Source organism: Marivivens sp. ABH4_498, assembly GCF_056160585.1.
In genome coordinates, this window is the sequence record NZ_JBSWXL010000002.1 from 299,847 (window position 1) to 316,907 (window position 17,061).

The window sequence follows — 17,061 nt, forward strand, 5'->3', positions numbered from 1 at the left end:
TTAAGGCTGTGGTTCGTATACCAGCCTGACGCCTTCGTTGAAAACCATTTGCTGCGCCCCCGTTGCGTCGTGGCTGATCGACAGATGACCAGCGGTGAATTCGCCGAAGGGGGAATGAACTTCTAATATGCCCGTGGTTTCGATATCGCCCGTGCCCAGATTGGCCCACGCACCGATGGTTTCCATGACATAGCCGTTCGTCGTCGTGATGCGCACCAGATTGCGTAGCGCAACCATTCCATCCGCGCCGTCATATTCGCCTGTGCCGGCAATCAAATCGATATTGGTGCCTGTCGCGCTGTTGATTGTTATGGCGATGGAATCGATCTGGATCTGGTCGGTGTTTTCTTGGGAAAACTTGGCAACATCTGCGCTGATTTGATAGGCGTCACCCGCATTGGTCACGCCAGATATTGTTGGCGCCGAAATACGTTGTTGGCTGGTGATTTCCTGCAAATCGGCAAAGGGTATATCCGCCGTGTCGCCCGTGGTCCGCGCCAGCAAAAATAGCGTCGATAATAGAACCAGCGCTGCCAAAGGCAGGATGATTTTTGCCCAGTTCACAAACCGGCTATAGGCATTGTCGGCAGACACCTAAGCGACCCCAGCGCGTAGGCAATCGTGAATGTGCAGAATGCCCACAACGCGGCCTGATCCTGCGGGATCGACCACGAACAGACAGGTGATTTTCTTTTCGTTCATGACCGCGACAGCCTCTTCGGCCAGTGCATCGGGGCCGATTGTGCGCGGCGATTTCGTCATAACTTCGCCAGCGACGTGGTTTAACAGGCCCGACATATGGCGGCGCAAATCGCCGTCGGTCACGATGCCGCTTAGGCGGTTATCATCGTCCAGAACGCCGACAACGCCGAACCCTTTTTGGCTAATGGTCAGCAGCGCATCGGACATCGGTGTTTTTTCACCGGCCAAAGGAATGGCATCACCGTCGTGCATCAGGTCGCGGACTTTGGACAGGCGCGCGCCCAGTTTGCCGCCAGGGTGGAATTGGCGGAAATCGGCGGCGCCGAATTCACGGTGTTCCATCAATGCGACGGCCAGCGCATCGCCCAAGGCCAGCGTCATCGTCGTCGAAATCGTGGGAACGACGCCGTGACCGCAGGCTTCGCCCAAGGCGGGCAGTACCAGTTTCACATCCGCCTGCTGCATCAGAGAGCTGTCGGGACGCGATGCAACGCCAATCATCGTGATGCCGAAACGGCGCGTGTGCGCGATCAGATCGGCCAGTTCAGGCGTTTCACCGGAATTCGACAGGATGATCACTACGTCGCCTTTGGTGATCATGCCCAAATCGCCGTGGGATGCCTCGGCGGGGTGAACGAAATGGGCGGGGGTGCCTGTGCTGGCCAAAGTGGCGGTGATCTTGCGTCCGATGTGCCCAGATTTTCCCATGCCCGACACAATCACTCGTCCCGGTGCCTTTAGGATCGCCTCTGCAGCGTCTGCAAGGGAATCGCCCATCCCATTGGCCAAAGTTTCCAGCGCTTTGGATTCTTCCAATGTGACGCGTTTAGCGGTTTCGATGATTTTGGTACGGTTCATATTAATGCGCAAAAATATCTGGGTCGTCCCAACCCATCAGGTCTAGTTGGGCACGAGTCGGTAAAAAGTCAAAGCAGGCTTGCGCGATCTCTGCGCGGCCTTCGCGGGTTAGTCGTTCGTCTAGCACGGCTTTCAGTTTATGCAGATGCAAAACATCAGAAGCGGCGTAATCCAGCTGAGCGGGGGTCAATTCGGCCGCGCCCCAATCGCTTTGTTGCTGAAGTTTTGAAATATCGACCTGTACCAATTCGTGCAGCAAGTAGCGCAGGCCGTGGCGATCGGTGAACGTGCGCACCAGTTTCGACGCGATTTTGGTACAGTAAACGGGTGCCGCGACCGCGCCAAATGCATGAAACAGCGCAGCAATATCAAAGCGCCCAAAATGAAATAGTTTCAAAACGTCGGGGTTGGTCAGCATCGCGCATAGGTTCGGCGCGGCGGTCTGGCCTTTTTCGACCTGCACCAGATGGCAATTTCCATCACCGCCCGACATTTGGATCAGGCACAAACGGTCGCGGTGTGGGTTCAGGCCCATGGTTTCACAATCAATCGCAACAATCGGGCCTAGGTCCAAACCGTCAGGTAGATCGTTTTTATATAGATAATTCGCCATAGGCCGCACCGTTTTCCTTGTTTTGTTACCTCTAGTGATTGCCACACCCAAGCGCAACATCGGCGGCGACTCTGCCCAAATGCGCTACGTACCTGTGCAAATCGGGCATACATTCCAAAATTGACATATATCAAGGTGGCGGGCATTTGTGTGACATATAAGGATTTTGAAATGTAACTGCGGAGCAGAGATATGACCATGCCACACCGCCAAAGACCCGCCGACAATTATTCCCCCCTGTATTTCCTGACGTCCGTCGGGGCAGGCGGGCTATCCGTCACGTTTTTCATGTACCTGATGTTCTGGGTGAAACACCCGGGCCGCCCCGTTCCTGTGTTCGAAGACATCACAGCCGCTTGGGCCACGGGTGGAACAGCAATGCATATTGGGATCGCCGCTGCGATGATCGGCATCGCGGTGATGTTCTTTTTGAACCTCAAGTATCTGATTTGGAACTTGAACCAGTTTTCCCTATTCAAAAAAACCGAAGCATACGCGAAATTGCGCAGCACAAACGCGGAGACGCAGTTGATGGCGATGCCGCTGGCTGTGGCGATGTCGATCAACGGCAGCTTTATCGCCGGTCTGGTCTTTGTGCCTCAGCTGTGGACGATCGTTGAATTCCTGTTCCCAGCTGCCATGGTCGCCTTTGTTATGACGGGCCTGTGGGCGTTGTCGATGATCGGTCGTTTTCTGGGCCGCGTATTGTCCCAAGGCGGCATCTTTGATGTGACTGCGCACAACAGTTTCGCTCAGTTGTTGCCTGCTTTTGCCTTGGCGATGGTTGCTGTCGGTCTGGCTGCCCCTGCGGCAATGTCCACGGGCGCAACCGTTGTTGCCGCCAGCCTGATCTTGTCCACATTCTTTGGGACCATTGCGCTGATTTATGCTGTTCTGGCCGCGATCACCGCGCTGAATTCGATGCTGCACTATGGCACGGCCAAAGAATCAGGCCCGACGCTGATGATCATTATTCCTTTGATGACCATTCTGGGAATCATGTGGATGCGCCAACAGCACGGTCTGCACACCACGTTTGACGAACATGTCACCGCCGCCGGTCAATTCATGATGCTGAGCAAATTGATCACAGTGCAAATTGCCTTTGGTCTGCTGGGTTTGGTGGTTCTGCGTCGTCAGGGTTATTTCAGCACCTTTATCACGGGCGATAAAAACTCTGCCGGATCCTATGCCTTGATCTGCCCCGGTGTTGCACTGTCCGTTCTGGGTCATTTCTGGATCAACAAAGGTCTGGTTGCCGCTGGTATCATCGTCAAATTCGGCGTCGCATATTGGGCCTTTACCGCCATTGCACTGGGGTTCCAGATCGCCATGATCGGTTTGGTTTTCCACCTGAACCGCCGCCATTTCGGGCGCGCTGCCCCAGCTCGGGTTGTTCCCGCCGAGTAGTCCTGTCTACAAGGCTAACTATAGGCGCCCCTTTTTGGGGCGTCTTTTTTGTTTGCTCGATTTGCGAACGCCCCTAGCTTGATCCTTAGGGGGTACGAAAATGTACGACTTAGACCGCTTTGTCGATGCGCAGGCCGACGATTATGAAACCGCGTTGTTCGAATTGAAACGTGGACGCAAACAAAGCCATTGGATTTGGTATATATTTCCGCAGCTTGGGTCTTTAGTATATAGCTATCGCGCCAAATTCTATGGGCTCGAAGATGTAGAAGAGGCACGCGCCTACATGGACCATCCCGTACTTGGCCCGCGGTATTTGGCCTGCGTCGAAACGCTTTTGACACATTCGGATCGACCGATCCGATCCATCATGGGCAGCGATGTCGATGTCGATAAATTACTGTCTTCGCTGACCTTGATGCAGCGGGCAGGCGGTGGCGACAGGATCACCCAGGCGATTGAATCATTTTACAACGGGCGCACCTGCGCCAAAACAACCGATACGCTTGCGGAGATGTAATTCACGGGCCCAAAAACGACGAAAGCGGCCCGAAGGCCGCTTTGCGTAATCACCCAATTGGTGCCCAGAAGAGGACTCGAACCTCCACGTCCATACAGACACTAGCACCTGAAGCTAGCGCGTCTACCAATTCCGCCATCTGGGCACGTTATTGGTGTGACGCGGCTTCTATGGCTAGGTGCGGGGGGTGTCAACGGCCTTTTTTATAAAAATGCAAAAATCGTATTGCGCCTTGTCTGGCAACGGGTGGAAAGGTAAACCAAGCCCAAGTTTTTCAAAGAGGCGCCCATGTCCAAGCTAGTTACCATTATCGGCGGATCGGGATTCGTCGGTCGTTATGTCGCCCGCCGCATGGCCAAAGACGGCTGGCGCGTACGCGTCGCTGTCCGTAACCCAAACGAAGCCCTATTCGTTAAACCATACGGTGCGGTCGGTCAGGTCGAACCTGTTTTCTGCAATATCCGTGATGACGCTAGCGTTGCTGCTGTTGTTGACGGCGCAGATGCGGTCGTGAACTGCGTCGGCATTCTGGCCGAGGTTCGCAAAAACACCTTTGACGCCATTCAGGCCGAAGGTGCAGGCCGCGTGGCACGCATCGCAGCCGAAGCAGGCGTTGCGAAACTGGTCCATATTTCGGCCATCGGCGCCGATGCGGAATCGGACAGCGAATACGCAAAAACCAAAGCAGAAGGCGAAGCAGCCGTTCTGGCGGCTTTCCCATCGGCCGTTATTCTGCGTCCGTCGATCGTGTTCGGCACCGAGGATGAATTCTTTAACCGCTTTGCCGGTATGACCCGTTTCTCGCCTGTTTTGCCTGTTGTTGGCGGAAACACCAAATTCCAACCTGTTTGGGTGGATGACGTGGCCCAAGCAGCTGTTGCAGCTGTCGATGGCGATGCGGCTGGCGTTTACGAACTGGGCGGCCCTGATGTGGCGACCTTTACCGAACTGATGCAAACCATGCTCAAGGTGATCCACCGCCGCCGCATGGTTGTGAACATCCCGTTTGGCGTTGCGAACATCATCGCTGGCGTGTCCGGCGCGGTTCAGACCCTGTCGCTGGGCATCGTGCCTGCGCAAATCACCAAAGATCAGGTCATCAACCTGCGTTCGGACAACGTTGTTGCCGACGGCGCCAAAGGGTTCGCTGATCTGGGTATCGTGCCGACCGACCTAGAGGCTGTACTGCCATCCTACCTGTGGCGTTTCCGTCCATCGGGTCAGTACGACGCGATCAAAGATTCGGCCAAGAACCTAAAGCAAAGCTAAGGGTTTCACCTGATCAAAATACAAAGGGCGCCGCGTGGCGCCCTTTTGCTTTACCACGATACCGCGATCAGGATGATGCCCAAGAAGATCCGGTAAATGACATAGGGCGTAAAGCTGACTGATTTCAGTAATCGCATCATCAAAGCCAGCGACGCGAGCGCGGCAAAGAACGCGAAAATCGCGCCGATCCCAGCGTATTTCAACAGATCCCAATCCGCTTGGCCGACAACGTCCGCACCCAGCAAAATGCCCGAGGCCATGATGGTTGGGATCGACATCAGCATAGCGATCTTTGCGCCGTCTTCGCGGGTATAGCCCAATGCGCGAGCGCCCGTGATCGTGATGCCTGATCGTGATGTGCCAGGGATCAGCGCGACGGCCTGCCATAGTCCCAAGATGATGGCGTCTCGTAGGTTCCAGTCTTCGGCCTTTTGGGTTTCGGGGCCTTTCTGGTCGGCAACATACAGAACGATCCCGAAAATCAGCATCGCCCAACCGATCACTGCGACCGACCGCATTTGATCTGCCAAACCAGTTACTTTCAGTACAAGGCCAAGGATCACAACGGGGATCGTTGCGATAATGAGCAGGAACGCCAAACGTGCGCCTTGTGTGTTGATTCGTCCTTTCAACAGGTCGGGCACACCAAAAATTGCTGATTTCACATCGGCCCAAAAGAAAAGTATCACCGCACCCAAGGTGCCGACATGAACGGCGACATCAATGGCAACGCCTTGATCTTGTGCGCCGACAACATGTGGCAACAGCGCCAAGTGTCCCGAGGATGATACGGGTAAAAATTCTGTAAGTCCTTGAATTAAAGCAACTAAAAGCAAATAAAATAGGTTCATAAAACTAAGCCTAAATGGAATATATGGCCAACCTACTCTGACCGGCTGCAAAGGGAAGGAATAATTTAAGTCAGTATTATTTACCTAATTTTGCTGAGGTTTTGAATATTTTTGACACTGAGCTGTATGGTGAAATGAATTTAGGTCAGCATTTATGACTTTTCATTTCTTTTTATCCCGTCTAAGGAGACGGTCCGAGATGAATGCGGAGGGATGCCTGTGGCTACTGAAAAAATGCTCAAGTTCGTAAACGTCAATCGCGACATGCCGACAAAGCGTGGTGCGGATGATCGTAAGCAAGATTTCAACGAAATCTATGCCGAATTTGCCGAGGCAAAAGCCGAAGAACAAGCGAGCCGTTGCAGCCAGTGTGGTGTTCCATACTGTCAGTCGCACTGCCCGCTACACAACAATATTCCAGACTGGCTGCGCATGACTGCGACCGGCCGTCTACAAGAGGCATATGAGATCAGCCAGGCAACGAACACGTTCCCTGAAATCTGTGGTCGCATCTGCCCTCAGGACCGTCTGTGCGAAGGTAACTGTGTGATCGAACAATCCGGTCACGGCACCGTTACCATCGGTTCTGTCGAAAAATACATCACCGACACTGCATGGGAAGAAGGTTGGGTTATGCCAATCGTTCCAACCGCGGAACGCAGCGAAAGCGTTGCGATCATCGGTGCAGGCCCGGGTGGTCTGGCTGCGGCAGACATGCTGCGCCGTCAAGGCGTACAGGTCACCGTTTATGATCGCTACGACCGCGCTGGCGGCTTGCTGACCTACGGCATCCCTGGTTTCAAACTGGAAAAAGACGTGGTTATGCGCCGCGTTGAGCTGCTGGAAAAAGGCGGCGTGAAATTCGTTCTGAACTGCAACGTTGGCGAAGACATTTCGTTCGACGAAATCCGCAGCCAGCACGATGCAGTTCTGATCGCGACCGGTGTTTACAAAACCCGTGATCTGGTTGCCCCTGGTTCGGACGCCAAAGGCATCGTTCGCGCGATTGATTACCTGACTGCGTCGAACCGCCAGAACTTTGGCGATGTGGTTCCTGAATTGGAATCGGGCGAACTATCCGCCGAAGGTAAAAACGTCATCGTTATCGGTGGCGGTGATACCGCGATGGACTGTGTTCGCACCGCGATCCGTCAGGGCGCTAATTCGGTGAAATGTCTGTACCGCCGCGACCGCGCAAACATGCCTGGTTCGCAGCGCGAAACCCAGAACGCAGAAGAAGAAGGCGTAGAATTCGTCTGGCTGTCTGCGCCAAAAGGTTTCCAAGGCGGCGACGCTGTGACCGGCGTTGAAGTTCAGAAAATGCGTCTGGGTGCACCTGATGCATCGGGCCGTCAGTCGCCTGAACTGATCGAAGGTTCGGACTACGTCGAAGACGCCGATCTGGTCATCAAGGCGCTGGGCTTTGAGCCAGAAGACCTGCCAAAGCTTTGGGGTGTTGACGGTCTGGAAGTGACCCGTTGGGGCACCGTTAAGGCTGATTTCGGCACAGGTAAAACCGCGCTGGACGGCGTTTACGCAGTTGGCGACATCGTACGCGGTGCATCGCTGGTTGTTTGGGCGATCCGTGACGGCCGCGAAGCCGCTCAGGCGATTTTGGGCCAGTTCAACCAGTCGGCCAGCGTTGCTGCCGAATAAGGAACACAGATGAACGTTTTGCGCATCATTGCAGGACCTATGCTAGTGGCTTTCGCTGCTGGTCTGGGCATGCCTGCGGCTGCGCAAAACACCTTTGACCTGCCAGCAGGGTGCGAGGCTTATGCCTCGGCGCAGTTGCGGTCATGCGAAGTCATGCATTTCTTTCGTTGCGAAAATGACCCCTCGGGCCATCAACAAAGCGCAACGTTCGATCAAACGGGCATGACTTTCGTAAGCCGCATCGACACGCAAACCCAATGGATCGAAAGCTTTAGCCTGCGCAGCGGAATTCAGGAAAATCTGGAACCTACTCCGAATGATCCTGCGAATTTCGATGAACTGCTGGAAACGGGCATTGATACGTTCGATTTCAAAACGCAGTCCCCGCAGGTTGGCGCGACCCATTTCACAGGGTTCGACCAGCTGACGGGCCGTTCGGTCACCATTGACGGTGTCGAGCTGCTGGAAACAGAAAACAACGTCACCGCCTATGGCAACGACGGCAATATTCTGTGGCAGGCCCAAGGTAATGAATACATCCATCCGACATGGCGCCGGTTCTTTCCCGGAACGGCGGCCATTACGGCGGATGGGAACACTTTTGACACCGACGAAAGTCCGGTGGAATTCGATTTTCCGGGTGATCCCGGATTTCTCTCAGTCAATCCCAAGTTCGGATGTGACGCTGTGATGTCTCGCGCGCCCATTCAACTTGACAGCAAGGAGATGCCTCATGACCATCTATGACGAAACCTGGGTTGCTGCCGAAGAGGCAAAGCGCAAATGGATGGCCGAAAACAGCCTGTACCGCACCGACGATGAACATTCGTCCTGCGGCGTTGGCCTAGTCGTTGCGCTGGATGGTACCCCATCGCGCAAGGTTGTTGAAAACGGCATCAATGCATTGAAAGCGATCTGGCACCGCGGTGCTGTGGACGCAGACGGCAAAACCGGTGACGGCGCGGGTATCCACGTTCAGATCCCTGTGACCTTCTTCTACGACCAGATCCGTCGTACGGGCCACGAACCTGACATGAACAAACTGATCGCTGTCGGTCAGGTGTTCCTGCCACGCACCGATTTCGGCGCCCAAGAACGCTGCCGTACCATCGTAGAGACCGAAGTCCTGCGCATGGGCCACTACATCTATGGCTGGCGCCACGTTCCGGTGAACACCGAATGTCTGGGTGACAAAGCGAACGCAACCCGCCCAGAGATCGAACAGATCCTGATCCGTTGCGACAAAGACATCGACGAAGAACAGTTCGAACGCGAACTGTACATCATCCGTCGCCGCATCGAAAAAGCGGCTCTGGCGGCACAGATCCCTTCGCTGTATTTCTGTTCGCTGTCCTGCCGTTCGATCATCTACAAAGGCATGATGCTGGCCGAACAGGTTGCGGAATTCTATCCGGACCTGATGGACCCACGTTTTGAATCGGCTTTCGCGATTTATCACCAGCGTTATTCGACCAACACATTCCCAGAATGGCGTCTGGCTCAGCCGTTCCGCATGCTGGCCCACAACGGTGAAATCAACACCGTCAAAGGCAACATCAACTGGATGAAAAGCCATGAAATCCGCATGGCATCGTCGACCTTTGGCGACATGGCAGAGGATATCAAACCGATCATTCCTGCGGGCACTTCTGACTCGGGCGCTTTGGACACTGTGTTCGAAGTTCTGGTTCGCGCTGGCCGCAACGCGCCAATGGCGAAAACCATGCTGGTACCAGAAGCATGGTCCAAACAGTCTGACGGCATGCCTCAGGCGTGGCAGGACATGTACAGCTACTGCAACGCAGTGATGGAGCCATGGGATGGCCCTGCTGCGCTGGCAATGACCGACGGTCGTTGGGTCTGTGGCGGTCTGGACCGTAACGGTCTGCGCCCACTACGTTACGTTGTGACCGGTGACGGCCAGCTGATCGCTGGTTCCGAGGTAGGCATGGTCCCAACGGACGAAGCAACCTGCGTTGAAAAAGGCGCATTGGGCCCAGGTCAGTTGATTGCCGTCGATATGAAAGAAGGCAAGCTGTACCACGACGTCGAAATGAAAAACAAACTGGCCGCAGCGCAGCCATTCGGCGACTGGATCGAAAAAGTCACCGACCTGACCGACCTGATGGGCGACGTTCAGGAATCGACCATGTTCTCGGGCGATGACCTGCGCAAACGTCAGATCGCTGCGGGCTACAGCCTAGAAGAAGTCGAACAGATCCTGACGCCAATGGCGGAAGACGGCAAAGAAGCTCTGGCTTCGATGGGCGACGATACGCCTTCGGCTGTTCTGTCCAAAATGTACCGTCCTCTGTCGCACTTCTTCCGTCAGAACTTCTCTCAGGTGACGAACCCCCCGATCGACTCGCTGCGTGAAACCCGCGTGATGTCGCTGAAGACGCGTTTCGGTAACCTGAAAAACGTGTTGGACGAAAGCAGCAGCCAGACCGAAATTCTGGTTTTGGAAAGCCCGTTTGTCGGCAACGCAGAATTCGCGAAAATGGTTGAACATTTCGGCGATAGCGTTGTCACCATCGATTGCACCTTCCCAGCTGGCAGCGACCAAGAAGCCCTGCGCGCTGGCCTAGAGCGTGTTCGCGCCGAAGCCGAAGACGCCGTGCGTTCGGGCGCAGGTCACATCATCCTGACAGACGAAAATCAGGGTGACGACAAAGTCGCGATGCCAATCATTCTGGCAACCTCGGCTGTTCATTCGTGGCTGACCCGCAAAGGTCTGCGCACCTTCTGTTCGATCAACGTCCGTTCGGCGGAATGTATCGACCCGCACTACTTTGCGGTTCTGATCGGCTGTGGCGCGACCACTGTGAACGCCTATCTGGCACAGGACACTTTGGCGAACCGCATCGAACGCGGCCTGCTGGATTGCACCCTGACCGAAGCGGTCGCAAACTATCGCGCATCGATCGACGGCGGCCTGCTGAAGATCATGGCGAAAATGGGTATTTCGGTTCTGGCGTCGTACCGCGGCGGTCTGAACTTCGAAGCCGTTGGTCTGTCGCGTGCGATGGTCAACGAATATTTCCCAGGTATGCACAGCCGTATTTCGGGCATCGGTCTGCACGGTATCCAGCACAAACTGGAAGAAGCGCACGCCGAAGGTTGGAAATCGGGCAAAAACGTTCTGCCAGTTGGTGGTTTCTACAAATCGCGCCGTTCGGGCGAAAAACACGCTTGGGAAGCGTCGACCATGCACTTGCTGCAGGCCGCGTGTGACCGTTCGTCGTTCGAACTGTGGAAACAGTATTCGTCGGCGATGCAGTCGAACCCACCGATCCACCTGCGTGACCTGTTGGCCATCAAACCAATGGGCAAGCCGATCCCGATCGAAGAAGTTGAATCGATCACTTCGATCCGCAAACGTTTCGTAACCCCAGGTATGTCGCTGGGCGCACTGTCGCCAGAATCGCACAAACTGCTAAACGTTGCGATGAACCGTATCGGTGCGAAATCCGACTCGGGCGAGGGCGGCGAAGATCCGGCACACTTTGTTCCAGAGCCAAACGGCGATAACCCGTCGGCAAAGATCAAACAGGTGGCTTCGGGCCGTTTTGGCGTAACCGCCGAATACCTGAACCACTGTGAAGAGCTGGAGATCAAAGTCGCGCAGGGTGCAAAACCAGGCGAAGGTGGTCAGCTGCCAGGCATGAAAGTGACCGACCTGATCGCACGTCTGCGTCACTCGACCAAAGGCGTGACGCTGATTTCGCCTCCTCCGCACCACGACATCTATTCGATCGAAGACCTTGCTCAGCTGATCTACGACCTGAAGCAGATCAACCCGACCGTGAAAGTCACCGTGAAACTGGTGGCATCGTCCGGCGTGGGTACGATTGCAGCAGGCGTTGCTAAAGCAGAGGCCGACACGATCCTGATTTCGGGCCACAACGGCGGCACCGGCGCATCCCCTGCGACCTCGATCAAATATTGTGGTCTGCCATGGGAAATGGGTCTGACCGAAGCGCACCAAGTTCTGGCAATGAACAACCTGCGTGAACGCGTCACCCTGCGTACCGATGGCGGTCTGCGTACCGGCCGTGACATCGTCATGGCGGCTATGATGGGCGCCGAAGAATACGGTATCGGTACCGCTGCGCTGATCGCGATGGGCTGTATCATGGTGCGTCAGTGTCAGTCGAACACCTGCCCAGTTGGTGTTTGTACCCAGAACCCTGAACTGCGCGCCAAATTCACCGGCACCGCAGACAAGGTTGTGAACCTGATCACCTTCTACGCATCCGAAGTACGCGAAATTCTGGCGTCCATCGGTGCACGTAGCCTGGACGAAGTAATCGGCCGTGCTGACCTGCTGACTCAGGTTTCGCGTGGTTCGGCACATCTGGACGATTTGGACCTGAACCCACTGCTGATCACCGTCGATGGTGCGGACAAGATCAAATACGATCTGAACAAGCCACGTAACCCTGTTCCAGACACTCTGGACGCGGAAATCGTTAAAGACGCTGAACGCTTCTTGCGCGATGGTGAAAAGATGCAGCTGGAATACGCTGTTCAGAACACGTCGCGTTCGATCGGTACCCGCACGTCGAGCCATATCGTTCGCCAGTTCGGTATGCGCAATAACCTGCAGGCTGACCACCTGACCGTGAAACTGAAAGGTTCGGCTGGTCAGGCGCTGGGTGCATTCGGTGCGCCAGGTCTGAAAATCGAAGTGTCGGGCGATTCCAACGACTACGTGGGCAAAGGCCTGTCGGGTGCGACCATCGTTGTCCGTCCGCCAATGAACAGCCCGCTGGTTGCGTCGGAAAACACCATCATCGGTAACACTGTTCTATACGGTGCGACCGACGGTTACCTGTTCGCGGCTGGCCGCGCGGGTGAACGTTTCGCTGTCCGTAACTCGGGTGCGAAAGTGGTCGTCGAAGGCGCAGGTTCGAACGCATGTGAATACATGACCGGCGGCGTTGCGGTTATCCTTGGTTCTATCGGCCCGAACTTTGGTGCGGGTATGACGGGCGGTATGGCGTATCTGTACGACCCAGAGGGCAAAAACGAACCTCTGATGAACATGGAAACGCTGGTCACCTGCCCAGTCACCGTTGATCACTGGGAAGCCCAGCTGAAAGGCCTGATCGAACGCCACGCTGAAGAAACCGGCAGCCGCAAAGCTGCTGAGATCCTGCAGCACTGGGATATCGAAAAAGCCAACTTTGTTCAGGTTTGCCCAAAAGAGATGCTGATCCACATTCCGCATCCGCTGACCAACGAAGAAAAAGCAATTCCAGCAGAATAATCGTTCTGCGAAACAAGACCACAAAAGGGCGGCACTGGATAACAGTGTCGCCCTTTTTACATCTAATGAGTGTGCATATTCGCCCAATAGTATAGCTATTCAGCTTTGCCCCTCAGACCTATGTTGTTTCAACTGCTACTCACATCACAAAAACAACAAAGGTGCCCAATGCCAGTAATCCCACGGGCGAAAATCAAAACGCTTTTGTCCAGCAATTCAGATCTGTCCAAAGCGTCTTTGGCGACCCGCATCATGCTGACACGTATGCGGCTAGAGGTTTCCAACAGCCCTCTTTCTATCGACCAAAAAGTGTCGGAACTGGAAAGCATACTGATCTCTAAACCAATAATTGCCGAAGACCTTGCGTCGATCTGATATCTCTTAGGGGCGAATGAATGAAAAACGAACTTCTTTCCGTAGACGAAGCCGCAGACCGTATCCGTAGCGGTGCGCCAGTCGTTGTTGCGGGATCTGCCGAACTGATGAAACAACTGCCACAGGGCAATTGGATCGGCGGGACCACCGCATATTTTGTGACTGAAAATGGCGGCGCTGTCGTCGATGACAAATTGTTCTGCACCACGTTTGAAAATGCGGTTGGTGCGACGGTTCGAATGGTTGCTGCGGACACGCTGGGACAAATTGCAGATGGCTACCGTGACAATGGTTTCACGGTTGTCCTGATCCCCGCGTTTTCCAAAACCCATACCGAATTTGCGATGTCGGGCGCGGATAATGTCGCGGTTTTCGATCAGCCGCTGGTGGGTTGGATTACCGGTGTTCATCTGGACGAATTGGGCAGCAAAACGCCGCAGATCGTTGACGGGTCAACGGGGACATCTGCCGAAGATGGGGCCGTTCTATTGCATGTTGAAATGCCTGCCGGATCGGGTGTTGACGTCGATATCGTCAATATCTTTGATCAGGGCGACGAACTGACCTTTAAATTTGACGACGATGGGTTTTCGGCCAAGTCGGTCAATGTGAACGGTGAAACGGTCAATTTGGCGGACTATTTGATCGAAAACGAAATCGATACGCGTTTGCCGTTGGTTGCCAACTACGCGGGTTCGATGATCAACGTATCGATCCAGAATGTCGATGCAGAGGCAAAAGAGGTTCAATTCTATGCGCCTGTCGTGGCGGGCATGGAATATAAACTGGCTGCGCCTCAGGCGGATTATGCTGCGGCTTTTGCGTCGTCGGTCGGCGATTCTGGGATGGGCCAGTATTCCTGCAACTGCATCCTGAATTACCTGTATGGCGAACTAGAAGGCAAAAAGACCGGTCAATTCACGGGGCCAGTCACCTTTGGTGAAATCGCTTACATCCTGTTGAACCAGACATTGGTCAAACTGGATCTAAAAGCGGCCTAAACGGCTTTGCACATGGCGACAGGACGCCTATACCTGTCGCCATGGCCAAATCTACGAAGAAAACCAAGGCAAAATTGCCCATGACCGCCCGCTTAAAGGCGGGCTTTCGTCGTTGGGTCTGGCGGGTTTTATTTGCGGTCGCGGTGACTGTGGTGGGCGGCGTACTTTTGTATTCGGTCGTTAACCCGCGCATGACGCCCTATATGATTGGCCAGTATCGCCAGTTCGGGTTCATCGAACGCGAATGGGTGGATTTTGATGATATTGCGCCTGTCATGGCGCGTTCCGCCGTTGCAGCCGAAGACGCCAATTACTGCCTGCACTGGGGTTTGGACATCAACGCGATCCGCACCGCGATGGAGGATGGCGCCGCGCGCGGTGGATCGACCATTTCTCAGCAGGTCGTGAAAAACGTCTATCTGTGGCAGGGGCGGTCGTGGGTTCGCAAATCAATCGAGGCCGGCCTGACCCCATTGGTCGAATTGTTCTGGTCCAAATCCCGTATCCTAGAGGTATACCTGAACGTCGCCGAATTTGATCAAGGCGTGTTTGGTGTCCAGGCGGCGGCGGATCATTATTTCGGAACCACGGCGGCCAATCTGACTGCGGTACAGGCGGCGCGTTTGGCGGCTGTTTTGCCTTCGCCTAAAACCCGCGATGCGGCGGACCCTACGAATTACTTGCGCAACCGAGCCGCACAAATTCTGGACGGTGCGGCAACCATCGAACGTGATGGTCGCGCCGATTGTTTTACGGCAAACTCTGGCTAATGGGTGTTTGCCTGACTTGAACCCGCGGCTGAACTCCTGCATGGAAGGCGTAGTATCGAACCGGAGTTTTTGATGTACGCCTTGTATCACTATCCCCTTTCGCCTTTCTCTCGCAAAGTGCGCCTGTGCCTTGCCGAAAAGAAAATCGAAGTGAAGCTGATCGAAGAGCGTTATTGGGAACAGGATGCCGATTTCAAACGCCGTAACCCTGCGGGCAAGGTGCCAATCCTGAAAATCGGCAACAAATTCTTTTCCGAAAGCATGGCGATCTGCGAATATCTGGAAGACACCATTCCCGATCCCGCGCTTTTGCCGCGTTCCGCCGAAGCGCGTTACGAAACTCGCCGTCTGGTGTCGTGGTTCGACGATAAATTCTATGCCGAGGTTACGTCAAAACTGATGGGCGAACGCGTGTTCCGCAAAATTATGGGCACCGGCTATCCAGATAGTTCAAACGTCAAAGCGGGCGCCAAGGCGATCAAATACCATCTGGATTACATGGCGTGGCTATTGGAAAAACGCCGCTGGTTGGCGGGTAACGAAATGACGCTGGCGGATTTCGCGGCGGCATCGCATTTGTCCTGTTTGGACTATGTGTCGGACGTGGATTGGAACCGGTCCGAGGTCGTCAAAGACTGGTACGCGAAAATCAAATCGCGCCCTGCGTTCCGCACAATTCTGGCTGACCAAATCCCAGGGTTCAAGCCATCGCCACAATACGCGAACCTTGATTTCTAAGGATCAGATACGCGCCTTTGCGCTGGACGCGGGCTTTGCCAAGATGGGCGTTTGCCGCCCTGACGCGGTGCCTGATATCGCTGCGCGACTGCAGGAATTTGTGGATGCGGGCCGTCACGGCGATATGGCGTGGATGGCCGACCGGATGCATTGGCGCGGGAACCCCGCGGAACTATGGCCCGAGGCGAAATCGGTCATCATGCTGGCCGAACCCTACACTCCCGATCACGATCCGATGGATGTCATAGGCCAACACGACCGCGCCGCGATCAGCGTCTATGCCCAGAACCGCGATTACCATGACGTGGTGAAAAAGCGCCTGAAAAAGGTCGGTCGCTGGATGCTGGAACAACAGCGGGACGAAGCGATCAAAGTCTTTGTCGATACCGCCCCCGTGATGGAAAAACCGCTGGGGCAGGCGGCGGGTCTGGGATGGCAGGGCAAACACACCAACCTTTTGGGCCGCGATCTGGGCAGCTGGTTTTTTCTGGGCGCGATTTTCACGACGATTGAATTGGAACCCGATGATGCGGATGTGTCCCATTGCGGGTCTTGTACTGCGTGCCTGACGGCCTGCCCGACGGATGCTTTTCCCGCGCCGTTTCAGATCGACGCGCGGCGCTGTATTTCCTATCTGACCATCGAATTTGGCGGGCAAGTGCCGCTCGATTTGCGCGAAAAGATGGGCAACCGCATCTACGGCTGCGACGATTGTCTGGCGGCCTGCCCGTGGAACAAATTCGCCGCCACCGCGCGCGATGCGAAATACGCCGCCCGCGATGATCTGATCGCGCCGCAACTGGCCGAACTGGCCACGCTGGACGATCCGTCATTCCGCGCCATGTTTTCGGGCAGCCCTATTAAACGCATCGGACGAAATCGTTTTGTGCGGAACGTTTTATATGCCATCGGTAATTCGGGCGATCCGGCATTGATTGAATCGGCCAAGGCGTTGACCAGTGATCCCGATCCGGTCGTGGCCGAGGCAGCAACATGGGCCGTATCGCGACTAGATTAAGGCCATAG

At 55.0% G+C, this 17,061-nt stretch carries 15 protein-coding genes and 1 tRNA gene; 11 read left to right on the forward strand and 5 right to left on the reverse strand.

Going from position 1 to position 17,061, the window contains the following annotated elements; translation table 11 throughout:
* Genes lptC through ACXAGA_RS05515 form a run of 3 tightly spaced genes read right to left on the reverse strand, consistent with a single transcriptional unit; the run spans position 1 to position 2,173 of the window.
* Positions 1-594 carry an LPS export ABC transporter periplasmic protein LptC gene (lptC, locus tag ACXAGA_RS05505; RefSeq protein WP_475116519.1) on the reverse strand — a complete coding sequence of 198 codons (594 nt, stop codon included), beginning with the start codon at positions 592-594 and terminating at the stop codon, positions 1-3.
* A complete protein-coding gene (locus tag ACXAGA_RS05510) occupies positions 595-1,560 on the reverse strand; it encodes a KpsF/GutQ family sugar-phosphate isomerase (protein ID WP_475116520.1) in 966 nt (321 codons plus the stop codon).
* A gap of 1 nt (position 1,561) precedes the next feature.
* Entirely contained in the window at positions 1,562-2,173 is a 612-nt protein-coding gene (locus tag ACXAGA_RS05515) for a ribonuclease D (protein WP_475116521.1), read from the reverse strand.
* A gap of 198 nt (positions 2,174-2,371) precedes the next feature.
* Between ACXAGA_RS05515 and ACXAGA_RS05520 the strand changes: the two genes are divergently transcribed.
* Positions 2,372-3,583 carry a TsoY family (seleno)protein gene (locus tag ACXAGA_RS05520; protein ID WP_475116818.1) on the forward strand — a complete coding sequence of 404 codons (1,212 nt, stop codon included), beginning with the start codon at positions 2,372-2,374 and terminating at the stop codon, positions 3,581-3,583.
* A 100-nt stretch (positions 3,584-3,683) separates the two neighbouring features.
* The gene (locus tag ACXAGA_RS05525; RefSeq protein ID WP_475116522.1) at positions 3,684-4,103 is read left to right on the forward strand and encodes a DUF1810 domain-containing protein; all 420 of its coding nucleotides are present in this window, start codon (positions 3,684-3,686) and stop codon (positions 4,101-4,103) included.
* A gap of 58 nt (positions 4,104-4,161) precedes the next feature.
* Here the strand turns inward: ACXAGA_RS05525 and ACXAGA_RS05530 are convergent.
* Positions 4,162-4,248: transfer RNA gene (locus tag ACXAGA_RS05530), tRNA-Leu, on the reverse strand.
* Positions 4,249-4,391: 143 nt separating this feature from the next.
* Here ACXAGA_RS05530 and ACXAGA_RS05535 point away from each other — a divergent pair.
* Complete coding sequence (locus tag ACXAGA_RS05535) at positions 4,392-5,372, forward strand: complex I NDUFA9 subunit family protein (protein ID WP_475116523.1); 981 nt, start codon at positions 4,392-4,394, stop codon at positions 5,370-5,372.
* A gap of 50 nt (positions 5,373-5,422) precedes the next feature.
* Here the strand turns inward: ACXAGA_RS05535 and ACXAGA_RS05540 are convergent, their stop codons facing one another.
* Positions 5,423-6,223, reverse strand: a complete 801-nt coding sequence (locus ACXAGA_RS05540; protein WP_475116524.1) for an undecaprenyl-diphosphate phosphatase — start codon at positions 6,221-6,223, stop codon at positions 5,423-5,425.
* Positions 6,224-6,442: 219 nt separating this feature from the next.
* Here ACXAGA_RS05540 and ACXAGA_RS05545 point away from each other — a divergent pair, with 219 nt between their 5' ends.
* The 8 genes from ACXAGA_RS05545 (at position 6,443) to queG (ending at position 17,053) form a co-directional block, all read left to right on the forward strand.
* Entirely contained in the window at positions 6,443-7,879 is a 1,437-nt protein-coding gene (locus ACXAGA_RS05545) for an NAD(P)-dependent oxidoreductase (protein ID WP_475116525.1), read from the forward strand.
* A 45-nt stretch (positions 7,880-7,924) separates the two neighbouring features.
* On the forward strand, positions 7,925-8,626 hold the full coding sequence (locus ACXAGA_RS05550) for a hypothetical protein (RefSeq protein WP_475116526.1): 702 nt from the start codon (positions 7,925-7,927) through the stop codon (positions 8,624-8,626).
* Positions 8,613-13,151 (forward strand): glutamate synthase large subunit, encoded by a 4,539-nt coding sequence (gltB, locus tag ACXAGA_RS05555; RefSeq protein ID WP_475116527.1) that lies wholly within the window; start codon positions 8,613-8,615, stop codon positions 13,149-13,151. Before ACXAGA_RS05550 ends, gltB begins: the two co-directional genes overlap by 14 nt.
* A 168-nt stretch (positions 13,152-13,319) precedes the next feature.
* The gene (locus ACXAGA_RS05560; RefSeq protein ID WP_475116528.1) at positions 13,320-13,526 is read left to right on the forward strand and encodes a hypothetical protein; all 207 of its coding nucleotides are present in this window, start codon (positions 13,320-13,322) and stop codon (positions 13,524-13,526) included.
* Between the two features lie 20 nt (positions 13,527-13,546).
* Positions 13,547-14,527: a DUF6976 family protein gene (locus ACXAGA_RS05565; RefSeq protein ID WP_475116529.1), complete on the forward strand. Its 981-nt coding sequence runs from the start codon at positions 13,547-13,549 to the stop codon at positions 14,525-14,527.
* Positions 14,528-14,607: 80 nt separating this feature from the next.
* On the forward strand, positions 14,608-15,297 hold the full coding sequence (gene mtgA / locus ACXAGA_RS05570; RefSeq protein ID WP_475116530.1) for a monofunctional biosynthetic peptidoglycan transglycosylase: 690 nt from the start codon (positions 14,608-14,610) through the stop codon (positions 15,295-15,297).
* A 72-nt stretch (positions 15,298-15,369) separates the two neighbouring features.
* A complete protein-coding gene (fzlA, locus tag ACXAGA_RS05575; protein ID WP_475116531.1) occupies positions 15,370-16,035 on the forward strand; it encodes an FtsZ-binding protein FzlA in 666 nt (221 codons plus the stop codon).
* Positions 16,025-17,053 carry a tRNA epoxyqueuosine(34) reductase QueG gene (gene queG, locus ACXAGA_RS05580; RefSeq protein WP_475116532.1) on the forward strand — a complete coding sequence of 343 codons (1,029 nt, stop codon included), beginning with the start codon at positions 16,025-16,027 and terminating at the stop codon, positions 17,051-17,053. The genes fzlA and queG overlap by 11 nt, the downstream gene beginning before the upstream one ends.
* Positions 17,054-17,061 lie beyond the last annotated feature (8 nt).